Source organism: Kaistella sp. CFF1-2 (assembly GCF_059509915.1).
Window position 1 is genome coordinate 814469 of record NZ_JCAKLF010000002.1, and the last position, 13368, is coordinate 827836.

Below are 13368 nucleotides of genomic sequence, written 5' to 3' on the forward strand. Positions count from 1 at the left end.
AATTATGTTAATTTAAATTTCTTCTAAATAAGTCATTTTCTTCTATTTAAAATATTTTCTCGATGCATACCAAGTTGCCAACGTGGTGAAAGCCACCACGGTAATAGAACTTATCGGCATCAGGATTGCGGCAAATAACGGAGATAAATGTCCGGTAACTGCATAACTCAATCCAATAATATTATATAAAAAACTTATTCCAATCATTATTTTGATGATTGTAATAGCATCTTTAGTTAAGGCAAAATAGTCTTTTAATTTTGGAAGCATCGCTCCGTTCATAATCACATCCGAAGATGGCGTGAAGGAATTGGTGTCATCCGCCACCGCAATTCCTACATCACTTTGTTTCAGGGCTCCCGCATCATTCAGTCCGTCACCTAGCATGGCAACTTTGCTGCCTTGATGTTGTAACTCTTGGATAAATTGCAATTTATCTTCTGGAGTTTGATTAAAAGCTAAGCCCGAAATATGTGGAGCCATTTTTCTTAAAATAATTTCCTCAGCAGCATTATCCCCACTCAAAATATATTGTTTGTAGTGATCCAATTCCTTAAACATCGTGTCTATCTGCGGCCGATATTCATTTTTGAAGACAAATTTCCCTAAAAACTCTTCATTTTTTGCCAAATAAACGGCGGTTTCCATGTTTTTAGATTCCGTTCCGATGAATTTTGCCGAACCAATTTTATAGGTTTGATTTCGTACTTGAGCCGAATAGCCTTTTCCAGAAATTTCAATATAATTTTCAATCGGGAAATACCCGTCCTTAAATTCTAAATGCTCGTAAAGCGTTTTTGATAAAGGGTGATTGGAGTTTTTAAGCAACGATTTCAAGTTTTGAAGATCAAATTCAGCCAAAGGATTTCCTTCGAAATGGATTTGCGTTTTCTTACTTTGAGTAATCGTTCCCGTTTTATCAAAAACCAAAGTGTTGATTTTGGCTAATTTTTCAATTGTTAGTGTATCTTTTACGTAGAATTTGTTTCTACCTAAAATTCGCATAATGTGTCCCAACGTAAATGGAGCCGATAAAGCTAATGCACAAGGACAAGCGATAATCAAGATCGCGGATACCACTTGGAACATTTTTTCCATGTCAATTCGAGCCCAGTAAATTCCTGAAACTAAAGTGATAAGCAAGATGACAATCGTAAAATATTTACTTACGGTATTGGTTAAAGTATCTAATCCGGTTTCGTGCTTCTTGAAAGCTTCTTTGTTCCAAAGTTGGGTAAGGTAACTTTGATCTACGTTTTTAATGACTTCCAATTCCAAAATGGAGCCGACTTGCTTTCCACCCGCAAAAATTTTATCACCTGGTTTTTTAGCAATTGTTGCACTTTCTCCCGTGATAAAGCTGTTGTCAATATTTCCTTCACCGTTAATCAAAATCGAATCTACCGGAATGATTTCTTGATTTCGAACCATAATTCGGTCGCCGATTTTCAAATCGGAAAGTAAAATATTTTGCTGTTCACCGCCTTGTTCTACTTTCGTAACGGCAATTGGGTAAAATGATTTGTAATCACGATCGTAGGAAAGGGATGAATAGGTTCTTTTTTGAAATATTTTCCCTAAAAGCATGAAGAATAAAAGTCCACAGAGCGTGTCGAAATATCCTGGACCATAATCAGTTAAAACTTCGTAAATGCTTCTTCCGTACAATACAAGGATTCCTAAAACAATAGGAACATCGATGTTGATGACTTTATTTTTTAATCCGTACCAAGCCGATTTGAAATAATCCGAAGCCGAATAAAAAACAACTGGAGTCGCCAAAAGGAACATGATTAAGCGGAATAAATTCTTGTATTTATCCATCCAAAAATCATTGGTGCCAATAACATCCGCTGCATATTCTGGAAAACTGAAAAACATGCCGTTTCCAAAAGCAAAACCTGCAATTGCTAATTTGATTAACAAAGTTTTATCGAAAACTTCTTCTTTTTTCTCCGAAGTTTCTAAGCTAATTACTGGTTTGTAACCCAAATTGGTTAAAAATTTGGCTAAAGCACTCAATTTCAATTCTTGATGATTGAACGAAACTTGAAGTGTTTTTCGAGTGAAATTAACTTGAGAATATTTGATATTTGGATTTAGCGTGTGTAGACTTTCTAGCAACCAAATACAAGATGAACAATGGATTACAGGTATTTTGAAGGTAATTAAAGTGGTATTGCCTTCTGAAAAATCAGTGATTCGGTCGAAAATTTCTGGTGTATCCAGGTAATCAAATTGCGAAGTATTGTCGTCTGGTCTAATACCCGACTGCCTGTTCAGTTCATAGAAATTACCCAAATTATTCATGTTGAGAATCTCGTAAACTGACTTGCAACCATTGCAGCAAAACTCTTTGTTGTCAAAGGAAATGCGCTCTTTGTCTATCGTTTGCCCGCAATGAAAACAATTTTCGTGGGTCATATTGCTCATAAAGACTGCAAAATTAAGACAAAAATAATTGGGAAGTAGGGCTAAAAATGTTAATTTTGCTGACAAATGTCATACTATGTTGGATAAACAATCTGCTATTGAAAAAAGCCTTCACGATGCTTTTAACGACCAAGAACTTCAAAAAAGATTGACGAAAGAAGACTACGAAAAATTTTCCGGCTCCAAGAAAAATCTTCACTATCAAAAAGGAGATATTATTTTCGAAGATGGAGAAACGCCAAAAGGGGTTTACTTTTTAAATAAAGGGACGGCAAAGCTATCAAAATCGGGAGTTTACGGAAAAGATCAAATCTTGAGATTTATAAAAGAAGGTGATTTGATTGGTTATCGTTCGTTATTGGTTGATGAAACATTTCAGGCGAAAGCAGAGGCGATGACTGATGTGGATGTGATGTTTATCCCGTCCGACGTTTTCCTTTATTTGTTGGAAGTTGATTCTAAAATGGCGTATGCGATGCTTCAAAAAATTGCATATGAATTAGGAGAGTCTTCGAATACAATTACGTTCTTGGCGCAAAAAACGGTTCGTGAGCGTTTGGCTGAGATTCTTTTACTTCTTGAATTGAAGTTAGGAACGGATCCCGAAGGATTTATCAAAATTTCGCTTACTCGTGAAGAAATCGCAAATTTAATCGGAACAGCGACAGAAAGCGCGATCCGATTGATTTCTGAATTCAAATCGGATAAACTCATCGAGGTTGATGGACGTAATATCAAAATCCTGAATCACGAAAAACTAATTAAATTAGGTCACGTTATTATGTAATGAGTTTTTGCTCATACAACTAAAATAAAATCGTAAAAATCATGTCTGTACATTCTGAAATCAAGAAAATTACCACAGAGACACTTCGCAAAATGAAGTTTGATAAAGAGAAAATCACCATGCTTACGGCATATGATTTTACAACCGCTAAAATGGTAGATGCTGGTGGAGTAGATGCGGTTTTGGTAGGAGATTCGGCGGCAAATGTAATGGCTGGGCATGAAACAACACTTCCGATTACCTTAGATCAAATGATTTACCATACCCAATGCGTGGTTCGTGGTATTGATCGTGCTTTGGTTGTTGCTGATTTACCTTTCGGAACCTACCAAAGTAATCCTGAAAAAGCATTAGAGTCAGCGGTTCGAATGATGAAAGAAGGTGGCGCTCACGCGGTAAAAATCGAAGGAGGAAGTGAAATTGAGGAGTCGATTCGGAAAATTGTTAATGCAGGAATCCCTGTAATGGCCCATTTAGGATTAACACCACAATCAATTTATCAATTCGGAACCTATAAAGTTCGTGCTAAAGAAGATGATGAGGCCGAAAAGCTAATTGCAGATGCAAAATTGGTAGAATCTCTAGGGTGTTTTGCTTTAGTTTTGGAGAAAATTCCAGCCGATTTAGCAAAACGAGTTTCAGAAAGTATTTCTATTCCAACAATCGGAATTGGAGCTGGACCTGATTGTGATGGTCAAGTTTTGGTGTATCATGACATGGTAGGCATGAACAAAGGTTTTTCTCCGAAATTTTTAAGACGTTATTTAGATTTATATACGGAAATCACAGGAGCGGTTTCTCAGTATGTGAAAGATGTGAAATCTTCGGACTTCCCGAATGAAAATGAAAGTTATTAATGAACGAAAATATTAAAAAATACAATGCCATACTTTCGGTATTGGTCTTAGGATGTTTTGTTGTTGGTTGGTTTGACTTGCTTTCGCCGCAAATGAACGAACTTATCTATCGCAGAATATTATATGTTTTGATTGGGGTAAGTTTTATTTTCCAATCTCGAAGTTTAAAAAATCAGTCGTTTTTGTATCCGTTGTACATTTGTGCTGCATTGTGTATCGTTGGGGCATTTTTGCCTTTAGAAAATCGTTTTTCAGCTATAAAAACCATTGGTCTTTTTGCTGGAGTGATGATATCGCTTTTCAATAGACAGCGTTAAGATGAAAGATCAAGGTTTCGAGGCTTCCCAAATCGTCTATGAAGACAACCATCTTTTTGTTGTGAATAAAAAGGTTGGTCAATTGGTGCAAGGCGATAAAACCGGTGATGAATCGTTACTTGAGTTAATCAAAAATTTTATTAAGATCCGAGATCAGAAACCTGGAAATGTGTTTTTAGGTCTGGTTCATCGTATTGATCGGCCAACGTCTGGCTTGGTGATTTATGCAAAAACGTCCAAAGCACTTTCCCGTTTGACTCAAATGGTGAAGAATCGGGAAATCAAGAAAACGTATTGGGCTTTGGTGACGAAAGAATTAGTTCCGCAAAATCAACGCTTGGTTAATTATCTGAAAAAGAATGAGAAAACCAACAAAGCGATTGTTTTTCCAAAACCTACGGATGGTGCAAAAGAAGCTATTTTAACGTATCAAATTCTAAAATCGTTAGATAATTATCAGCTTCTTGAAGTTGATTTAGAAACAGGAAGGCATCATCAAATTCGGGCTCAACTTTCGAAAATTGGCGTGCCCATTAAAGGTGATTTGAAGTACGGTTCGCCACGATCAAATCCCGATGGCGGAATTTCACTTCACGCCAGAAAATTGGAATTTGAACATCCAGTTACAAAAGAACCAACGCTTATTGTAGCGCCACTTCCGCAAAATGATGCGGTATGGCGGGCATGCGAAACAGTATAAAAAGTAAAAAAGCATTTAGAACATTCTAAATGCTTTCTTTTTTATAAAGAGTGTATCAATTATTTTTGATTCATCATTCCACCGTTATCTTCTTTTGGCGTTTCCGTATTCAAAATAGTTTGATCTACTTTGGCCAATTTATTTTTAGTCGGAATTTTATAATTCAATGAGAACCCAAATGTGCGGCTATCCCATCTGTTTTCTAGATAAATAGGTGTTGCCGTGTTCACCGTTTTAAAGTTCATTCGGCTGCTATTGAAAATATCATTCGCAAACACACTAACTGTTAAACGATCTTTGTTGAATTTCTTGCTGAAGTTCAAATCTACACGGTTCATGATAGGTTGTGTCGCCTGGAAGAAATAGTAATTTCCTTTCGTTGAATACGAGAAGTTTGGTGTAAACTTAATGTCGTATGGAAGGATAAATTGTCCTGCAACGTTGAAAAACCACATTCCTTTTTTATTCACCACTTCTTTAATGTCTTGGAACTGATATCCAGCATAGAAATAAACGAAGTTGATTTTATCAGGGTTGAAGTTGAACTTCATAATTTCACTAAACGGCTTTGAGAAAACCATTAAAGGCAATGGTAATCCCACGTTGAAACTATGTTGTGTAAGACTTTTGATATTCACATTGGTTTGCGAAAGGTTGTATCCGTCGCGCTCAACGTACATCATTACCTGATCCTGAACTCGACTCATGTTATAACTTACAAAAGCATAATCAAAAGCGCTGATTTTTGCTTCGAAGTTGTTGTAAATTGTTGGTTGAACATTTGGGTTACCCGAGATATCTACGTTTGGATTTTGAAAGGTCGTGTTGTTCGGGTTTAATTGACTGGTTGAGGGCAAACTGATTTTTCGGTTGTAATTTAAATTCAAATACAATGATTTTGCAAAATCATACTGAACGCTCGCATTCGGGAATAACTCAAACTTGTTAAACGGCGTAAGATCATCCCATTTTTTATCTTTATAATTATACGATTGACCGGAGATGTCGTAATCTTCCGCACGAAGACCCGCGATGAAACTGAATTTTTTCAGTTTTGCGTTCACTTCAGCGTAGGTTGAAGCGGTTTGTCTTTCGTAGTCTAAATTCTTCATACCCAAAAAGTCGGTTGCAAAATCAACTTTTTCGTACAAACCACCGATGCTGATTTTCCCTTCATCCAATAGATTAATTGGTTGTGAATAATCTACACGAAGGTTATAGAAATTCTGCTCCGACTTGTTGTTAGAATCGCTTACATAGCTTTTCGTTCCACTTGGCACAAAAACCGTGTTGACAGATGCTTGGTCAAATTTAGAAACGAAATTTGAATAGCTCCCTTTAAAATCTAGCTTTTGATTCTTGTCGTCAAATCGCTTTTGATACGTAGCCGTAAATTCATTTCGATCTCCTCGTGACTTGCTGCTACCAATATTGGTGTAATCTGCCGGAACAAAATTAGCAGAGCCTTCTGGGCTTTCAAATAAAGCGCGGCCGTCTGAATCGTTTTCGGAGTCGTTGTTGGACGTGTATAAATCGTAATTCAGTAACAAACGATCTTTTCCAAGATCAAATGTTAATGCTGCTTTTGCAAAATAGCCACGTGAATATTTATCGGCAAAACCACGAGTTAAATCGTCCATTTTGTTGCTTGAAAACGATTCTCCATACGTTTGTCCACCGCTAAATTGCCATCCGAACCACTTGTTTCTGGAATTTAAAACAATACTGTTGTTGAATCGGCTTCGGAATTTTTCATAATCTGAAAAACGGTACCCTCCAGAATACGTTGCTGTTAAATAACTTTTAGCTGATTTTGAAGTGATGATATTTAAAATGGCTCCACCAGAAGTTGCAGGAAATTCGGCTCCGGGCTGCGTTACAACCTCGATTCTGTCAATCGCTGATGCGGGCATTCCTTCCAAAAAAGCCGATAAGTCGTTCGAAGAGATGTTTAGCGGCCGTCCGTCCATATAAACTTGCAAAGGTTTTCCTTGGTACATCATACCTGCGATATCTGTAACCACCATTCCAGGAAGTTTTTTAATGCCTTCAAGGGAAGAACCTGCATTTAGATTCGGTTGTTCGGAAAAATCAAATATCGTTCTGTCTGCTTTTTGTTCAACTGCTTTTTTAGTTTTTACCAAAGTAACGGCTTCAATTTGCTTTTCTTTAGTTTCGGTTGTGTTTTTTGAGTTTTCTTGTGCCCAAGCCATTTGACTACAAAACAAAAGGCCGGCAAGAATTAGAGTTTTATTCATAAAGTTTATTCTATCCCATTAGACAACGGTTTCTCGTAAATGTTACAAAAAATGCTTTTTTTATTGACTTTATTTGATTTCGGTAGTTTAACTCGTTCAAATTCATATTTTTGTAGTTCATCCAATTAAATTAATTCGATTTGAGGATTTTCTACTTTTTACTTTTTATTTCAAGTTTTGCTTTTGGGCAATCTAAAGTTGATGTTTCCAAACAGAAGCAGTTTTTCGATCTGTTTTATAAACAAGAAAAAACGGTGAATTATTCATTCGATAACGGGAATAAGCTTCTATCCTTGGCACAAACGAAGTATGAAAAAGCGGTTGCTTATATGATGATGGGTGAAGGGATGTACAAGGTTGGCGATTACGTGAAATCTGTTGAGTTTCTTGAAAAAGGGGAGAATAATATTACCATTGAAGATACCTTAAATCTAAAATTCAGAATTGTTAATCAGTTATTGGTTTCCTATCGTCGAGCGGGTTTGGTAGAGAATTCAAATCAAAAATTCAATCAGTTAAAGCAAATGGTTGTAAAGCTCAATCAAAAGCAGCGAGATTATTTGTTATTAGTAGCTCAAGCAAAGATTTATGAGGTTGATGGAGATAATTGCAAAGCGGCGGATGTTCGTAGTCGTTTTTATCAAAATATGCTTACCTATCCTTTGGGAGAGGCTTTTAGGACGAAATATCTTTTCGGAGTTTTGTCACAACTGGCGTACGCTCAGATTAAATGCGGACGTATTTCCGAAGCACGGGAATCCGTGAAAAAAGCAGAAGAGTATAAAGCGAAGGTTGACCCGAAAGAGAATTTGCTCTTAATGGATTTTTACTACATGAATAAGGCTTTGCTTTCTACTTATGATAAAAAAAATGATGTTGCGAGAACGTATTTTGATTCGGCGATGAATGAAAGTAAAACCAATCAGAACAACATGATTTTGAAGTTGGTTTTGTCGGAACGTTTGGATGCAGATTTAGATGATTCTGGTGAACAGTTAAAATTTGCCCATATCATCAAAGATATTTCCGAATCGGAAACTCGTGTCACCAAAGATTTGATTTCCAAGGAAAGTAGAAAGGCCTTTCAAATTATAGAAGATCGCGAGCGCAAACAAAAATACTTGATTACTATAATTGGTGTTGTTCTTTTGTTGATCGTGGCTGGCGTTGTTTTGTATTTTAGAAATTTGAAAACGGTAAAAGGGAATTATCAAAAAATTATTGATGATTTAAAACGTCAAGAAGTTGAAAAGGCAGTAGAAAAACCGGTCGAAAATTTTAAGTCTGAAACCAAAATGAGCCTTGAAACAGAACAGGCGATTCTAGCAAGTTTGCAGAAGTTTGAGGAGAAAAAACTCTACACGAAAAGTACGATTTCGCTTGCTCAAATGGCGGTTTTGCTCAATACAAACACGAAATACCTCAATTATATTCTTAAAAAATATAGAAACGCTGATTTTAACGCGTACATCAATTCATCGCGAATTAATTACATAACGAAAGAGTTGCATACGAATACGCAACTCCGTAATTATAAAATATCGGCGATCGCTGAAATGTGTGGTTACAGTTCGCACAGTCAATTTACCAGCATTTTCAAAGCACATACTGAGATTTCACCTTCTCAATTTATTTCGATGTTAAAACAGGAGCATTGTTAGCTGTTATAAAGTTTCGGCGCAGCCAAAGGCCGCGCCGAAACTCCAAAAACAAGTTTGGTTTTTAAAACCCTTGTGCGATTAAAGAATTGGCGACTTTTACAAATCCCGCGATATTCGCACCTTGATAGTAATTGATGTTGCCTTCTTTTAAATCTGCGTGACTTTTACATTGTTTGTGAATGTCTTGCATAATTGTTTTCAGCCTTTGATCAACTTCTTGTCGAGTCCAGCTTAGTCGCAATGAGTTTTGGGACATTTCGAGTCCAGATGTTGCTACACCGCCTGCATTGGCAGCCTTTCCAGGTCCATAAAGTATCTTGTGATCTAGGAAGAAGTGTACCGCTTCAGGTGTGCAAGGCATATTGGCGCCTTCTGCTACAAGTTTGCATCCATTTTTGTAGAGGATCTTTGCGTCCTCTAGATTGAGCTCATTTTCCGTTGCATTTGGTAATGCGATATCGCACGGAATTTCCCAAGGCGTTTTCCCTTCCACAAATTTTGCGTTCGGATAGTATTTTACGTATTCACTAATGCGTTCGTAATTTTCAAATTTTATTTCTGCTATCTTATTAAGTTTTTCAGTAGTAATGCCTTCTTCATCATAAATATAACCGGAAGAATCGGATAGTGTAAGAACTTTAGCTCCCATTTCGATACATTTTTCTGCGGCGTAAAAGGAAACGTTTCCAGATCCTGAAATAACAACTGTTTTTCCTTTTAACGATTCGTTTTTCTCATCAAGCATGCACTCGACAAAATAGAGTAGTCCGTAACCTGTAGCCTCGGGACGAATTAAAGAACCTCCATAATCAAGCCCTTTTCCTGTTAGGACGCCTGTGAATTTGTTTCTCAAGCGTTTATAGTGGCCGAATAAAAACCCGATTTCGCGTGCGCCAACACCAATATCGCCCGCGGGAACGTCTGTGTTTTCATCAATATGTTTTGACAATTCTTCCATAAAAGCCTTACAGAATCGCATAATTTCCATATCGGATTTTCCCTTAGGGTCGAAATTGGAGCCGCCTTTTCCGCCGCCCATAGGTAAAGTCGTCAAGCTATTTTTGAAAACTTGTTCAAAGGCAAGAAATTTTAGAATTCCCAAATTAACGCTCGGGTGAAATCGTAAGCCTCCTTTGTATGGGCCGATGCATGAATTCATCTGAATCCGATATCCTTTATTAACTTGAATCTCATTTTGATCGTCATGCCATGTTATTTTGAATTGAATAATTCGCTCGGGCTCTACCAATCGGTCTAAAACTTTATGATGAATGTATTTTGGATTTTTGTTGATATACGGAATTAATATCTCGGCAACTTCATGAACCGCTTGGTGGAATTCGGGTTCGTTGGGGTTTTCTTTTTTCACTTTTAGCATGAAATCTTCTAAATTCAATTTCTTCTCCATAATCTCAATATTTAAATTTAATTAGATACGAAATTAACAAAAAAAATAAAAAGACTACAATAAATTAACATAAAAAATATTTAAGTTGTATAAAAAGCGTACAATTGTTATTTAAAACAAAAAAAACCACCCCGTTATGGAGTGGTTTCAATTTTATATTGAAAGCGAGATTAATTTGCTTCCATTCTTTTAATTAAATTCAATGCAGAACCTGCTTTGAACCAATCAATTTGCTGATCGTTGTACGTGTGGTTTGCCATAACGATATCTTTAGTTCCATCGTTGTGAACAAATTCTAAAGTCAATTGTTTTCCGGGAGCAAATTTGTCCAAATCAAGGAAGTTAACAACGTCATCTTCTCTTACTTTGTCGTAATCGGCTTTATCAGCGAACGTAAGACCCAGCATACCTTGTTTTTTAAGGTTGGTTTCGTGGATACGAGCAAAAGATTTTACCAAAACGGCTTTCACACCAAGATGTCTCGGCTCCATTGCAGCGTGCTCTCTTGAAGAACCTTCACCGTAATTTTCGTCACCAATAACAATCGACGGAACACCTGCTGCTTTGTAAGCTCTTGCTACTGCAGGAACTTCACCATAAGCACCAGTTAATTCGTTCTTAACGTTATTCGTTTCCATGTTGTAAGCGTTTACGGCTCCAATCAACATATTATTCGAAATATTATCCAAGTGACCTCTGTATTTCAACCAAGGTCCAGCCATAGAAATGTGGTCGGTTGTACACTTGCCGAAAGCTTTAATTAATACAAAAGCTCCAGTAATATTCAGTCCGTCCCAAGCTGGGAATTCTTCTAACAATTGAAGTCGATCCGAAGTTGGACTCACAACAACTTGTACATTAGAACCATCTTCAGACGGCGCTTGATAACCGTTATCGTCCACTGCGAAACCTTTTGCAGGAAGTTCAGAGCCTTTTGGCTCATCTAATTTTACTTGCTCACCAGCTTCGTTCGTTAATGTATCTGTAATTGGATTAAAATCTAATCGACCCGAAATTGCAACCGCCGCAACCATTTCTGGAGATGCCACGAAAGCGTGTGTATTTGGGTTTCCATCTGCTCTTTTTGCAAAGTTTCTGTTGAATGAGTGGATAATTGAGTTTTTCTCCGCTTTTTCAGCGCCTTCTCTATCCCATTGCCCGATACAAGGTCCACAAGCGTTGGTGAAGATTCTCGCGTTCTCGAATTTTCTAAATGAATCCAAGAAGCCATCTCTTTCCGCTGTAAATTTCACTTGCTCAGAACCTGGGTTGATTCCCAAAATTGCTTTTGGCTTCACACCTTTCGCAACCGCATCTTCAACAATAGAAGCTGCTCTTGATAAATCCTCATAAGATGAGTTGGTACAAGAACCGATTAATGCCCATTCCACTTCCAAAGGCCATCCGTTCGCTTCCGCTTTTGCTCTAAATTCTGCAACTGGTGTCGCTAAATCTGGCGTGAAAGGTCCGTTAAGATGTGGCGTTAATTCAGAAAGGTTAATTTCAATAACTTGATCGAAATATTGTTCTGGATTTGCATAAACTTCAGCATCACCAGTTAAATGTTCAGCTACTTTATCAGCAGCGTCAACCACTTCTTGTCTTCCTGTTGCAGCCAAATATCTTCTCATAGAATCATCATAACCGAATGTAGAAGTCGTTGCTCCGATTTCCGCCCCCATGTTACAAATAGTTCCTTTTCCAGTTCCAGAAAGAGATTCTGCACCTTCACCGAAATATTCAACGATGCAACCAGTACCACCTTTTACAGTTAAAATACCGGCAACTTTTAGAATAACGTCTTTTGCAGAAGTCCATCCGCTCATTTTACCCGTTAATTTAACACCGATCAATTTTGGCATTTTTAGTTCCCAAGCCATTCCAGCCATTACGTCAACGGCATCAGCTCCTCCAACTCCGATGGCTACCATTCCTAAACCTCCAGCATTAACGGTGTGAGAGTCGGTACCAATCATCATTCCTCCTGGGAAAGCGTAGTTTTCTAAAACCACTTGGTGAATAATCCCCGCTCCTGGCTTCCAGAAACCGATTCCGTATTTATCACAAACAGAACTTAAGAAGTTGAAAACCTCCGAGTTCTTATTAATTCCTTCTTGTAAATCTGCTTCAGCACCAACTCTCGCTTGGATCAAGTGATCGGCGTGCGCTGTAGATGGAACTGCAACTTTCGCTTTTCCAGCTTGCATAAACTGCAATAACGCCATCTGCGCCGTCGCATCCTGCATCGCAACTCTGTCTGGTGCGAAATCTACATACGAGTTTCCTCTTTCATAAGCTTGTGTTGCGTTACCTTCCCAAAGGTGTGCATAAAGAATTTTCTCAGCAAGTGTCAAAGGTTTTCCCACAACTTTTCTCGCAGCAGCGATTCTTTCTGGGTAACGTTCGTACACTTTTTTGATCATATCAAGGTCAAAAATCATACTTTAATTTTTTAATATTATACTTTGAAATGTTTTAAAATCGACTTCTAAAATTAGTGATAATTTAGAACTTATTCGGTTTCAGTTTGTTATTAAGATTGATTTTAAATAAGAATCAAAATTGACAATCTAACTTCTTTATTTTGAATTGAAATCAATTTTAAAAGCCTTAATTAGGATGAGAATTCTATGCCAAGCGAATTTGTGTTCAGTTGATAATGCCTATCGCGACAATTTTAGGATTTGAATGAAACTAGTTAGACTTTTTTAATCGCAAGGTTAAACGATGCTCAGGTATTATTTACTATTATTTAAGAAAGACAACAGTGTTTCACTTATTTTTTTTAAATACAAATTTTTCAATCCTATGAGAAGCGAAGCGACTTTTTTTTTCATTTAAAGTAAGCATTAGAATTAAATTTTGTTTGTCTTTGCATTTAATTAAATAATTTCCAAACAAAAAAGACTGCCCAAATCGAGCAGTCTTTTGTTTATATTCAAAGATT

The 13368-nt window shown here is 37.1% G+C and carries 9 protein-coding genes; 5 read left to right on the forward strand and 4 right to left on the reverse strand.

All coding sequences use genetic code 11. The annotated features are described in order from the left end of the window. Nucleotides 1–42: 42 nt before the first annotated feature. Nucleotides 43–2424 (reverse strand): heavy metal translocating P-type ATPase, encoded by a 2382-nt coding sequence (locus AC5XHR_RS08980; RefSeq protein WP_495950438.1) that lies wholly within the window; start codon nucleotides 2422–2424, stop codon nucleotides 43–45. Nucleotides 2425–2509: 85 nt separating this feature from the next. Between AC5XHR_RS08980 and AC5XHR_RS08985 the strand changes: the two genes are divergently transcribed. From AC5XHR_RS08985 to AC5XHR_RS09000, 4 genes are read left to right on the forward strand one after another with little or no spacing between them, the layout of a single operon-like run. After that, complete coding sequence (locus AC5XHR_RS08985) at nucleotides 2510–3220, forward strand: Crp/Fnr family transcriptional regulator (protein ID WP_495950439.1); 711 nt, start codon at nucleotides 2510–2512, stop codon at nucleotides 3218–3220. Between the two features lie 41 nt (nucleotides 3221–3261). Then, nucleotides 3262–4077: a 3-methyl-2-oxobutanoate hydroxymethyltransferase gene (gene panB / locus AC5XHR_RS08990; protein ID WP_495950440.1), complete on the forward strand. Its 816-nt coding sequence runs from the start codon at nucleotides 3262–3264 to the stop codon at nucleotides 4075–4077. Next, entirely contained in the window at nucleotides 4077–4394 is a 318-nt protein-coding gene (locus AC5XHR_RS08995; RefSeq protein ID WP_495950441.1) for a hypothetical protein, read from the forward strand. Before panB ends, AC5XHR_RS08995 begins: the two co-directional genes overlap by 1 nt. Nucleotide 4395: 1 nt before the next feature. Continuing rightward, a complete protein-coding gene (locus AC5XHR_RS09000; protein WP_495950442.1) occupies nucleotides 4396–5094 on the forward strand; it encodes an RluA family pseudouridine synthase in 699 nt (232 codons plus the stop codon). Nucleotides 5095–5153: 59 nt separating this feature from the next. Here AC5XHR_RS09000 and AC5XHR_RS09005 read toward each other — a convergent pair whose 3' ends face one another. Further along, nucleotides 5154–7352 (reverse strand): outer membrane beta-barrel protein, encoded by a 2199-nt coding sequence (locus AC5XHR_RS09005; protein WP_495950443.1) that lies wholly within the window; start codon nucleotides 7350–7352, stop codon nucleotides 5154–5156. Nucleotides 7353–7492: 140 nt separating this feature from the next. Here AC5XHR_RS09005 and AC5XHR_RS09010 point away from each other — a divergent pair, with 140 nt between their 5' ends. Continuing rightward, on the forward strand, nucleotides 7493–9013 hold the full coding sequence (locus tag AC5XHR_RS09010; protein ID WP_495950444.1) for a helix-turn-helix domain-containing protein: 1521 nt from the start codon (nucleotides 7493–7495) through the stop codon (nucleotides 9011–9013). 61 nt (nucleotides 9014–9074) lie between these two features. On the opposite strand, the gene gdhA is transcribed toward AC5XHR_RS09010, so the two are convergent. Then, the gene (gene gdhA, locus AC5XHR_RS09015; protein ID WP_495950445.1) at nucleotides 9075–10421 is read right to left on the reverse strand and encodes an NADP-specific glutamate dehydrogenase; all 1347 of its coding nucleotides are present in this window, start codon (nucleotides 10419–10421) and stop codon (nucleotides 9075–9077) included. Between the two features lie 170 nt (nucleotides 10422–10591). Next, nucleotides 10592–12862, reverse strand: coding sequence for an aconitate hydratase (locus AC5XHR_RS09020; protein WP_495950446.1), 2271 nt, complete (start codon nucleotides 12860–12862; stop codon nucleotides 10592–10594). Nucleotides 12863–13368: the final 506 nt, after the last annotated feature.

Coding starts and splice junctions, on each gene's coding strand:
- panB (WP_495950440.1), top strand. CDS start 3,262: ATGTCTGTACATTCTGAAATCAAGAAAATTACCACAGAGACACTTCGC.
- AC5XHR_RS08980 (WP_495950438.1), bottom strand. CDS start 2,424: ATGACCCACGAAAATTGTTTTCATTGCGGGCAAACGATAGACAAAGAG.
- gdhA (WP_495950445.1), bottom strand. CDS start 10,421: ATGGAGAAGAAATTGAATTTAGAAGATTTCATGCTAAAAGTGAAAAAA.
- AC5XHR_RS08985 (WP_495950439.1), top strand. CDS start 2,510: ATGTTGGATAAACAATCTGCTATTGAAAAAAGCCTTCACGATGCTTTT.
- AC5XHR_RS09005 (WP_495950443.1), bottom strand. CDS start 7,352: ATGAATAAAACTCTAATTCTTGCCGGCCTTTTGTTTTGTAGTCAAATG.
- AC5XHR_RS09000 (WP_495950442.1), top strand. CDS start 4,396: ATGAAAGATCAAGGTTTCGAGGCTTCCCAAATCGTCTATGAAGACAAC.
- AC5XHR_RS08995 (WP_495950441.1), top strand. CDS start 4,077: ATGAACGAAAATATTAAAAAATACAATGCCATACTTTCGGTATTGGTC.
- AC5XHR_RS09020 (WP_495950446.1), bottom strand. CDS start 12,862: ATGATTTTTGACCTTGATATGATCAAAAAAGTGTACGAACGTTACCCA.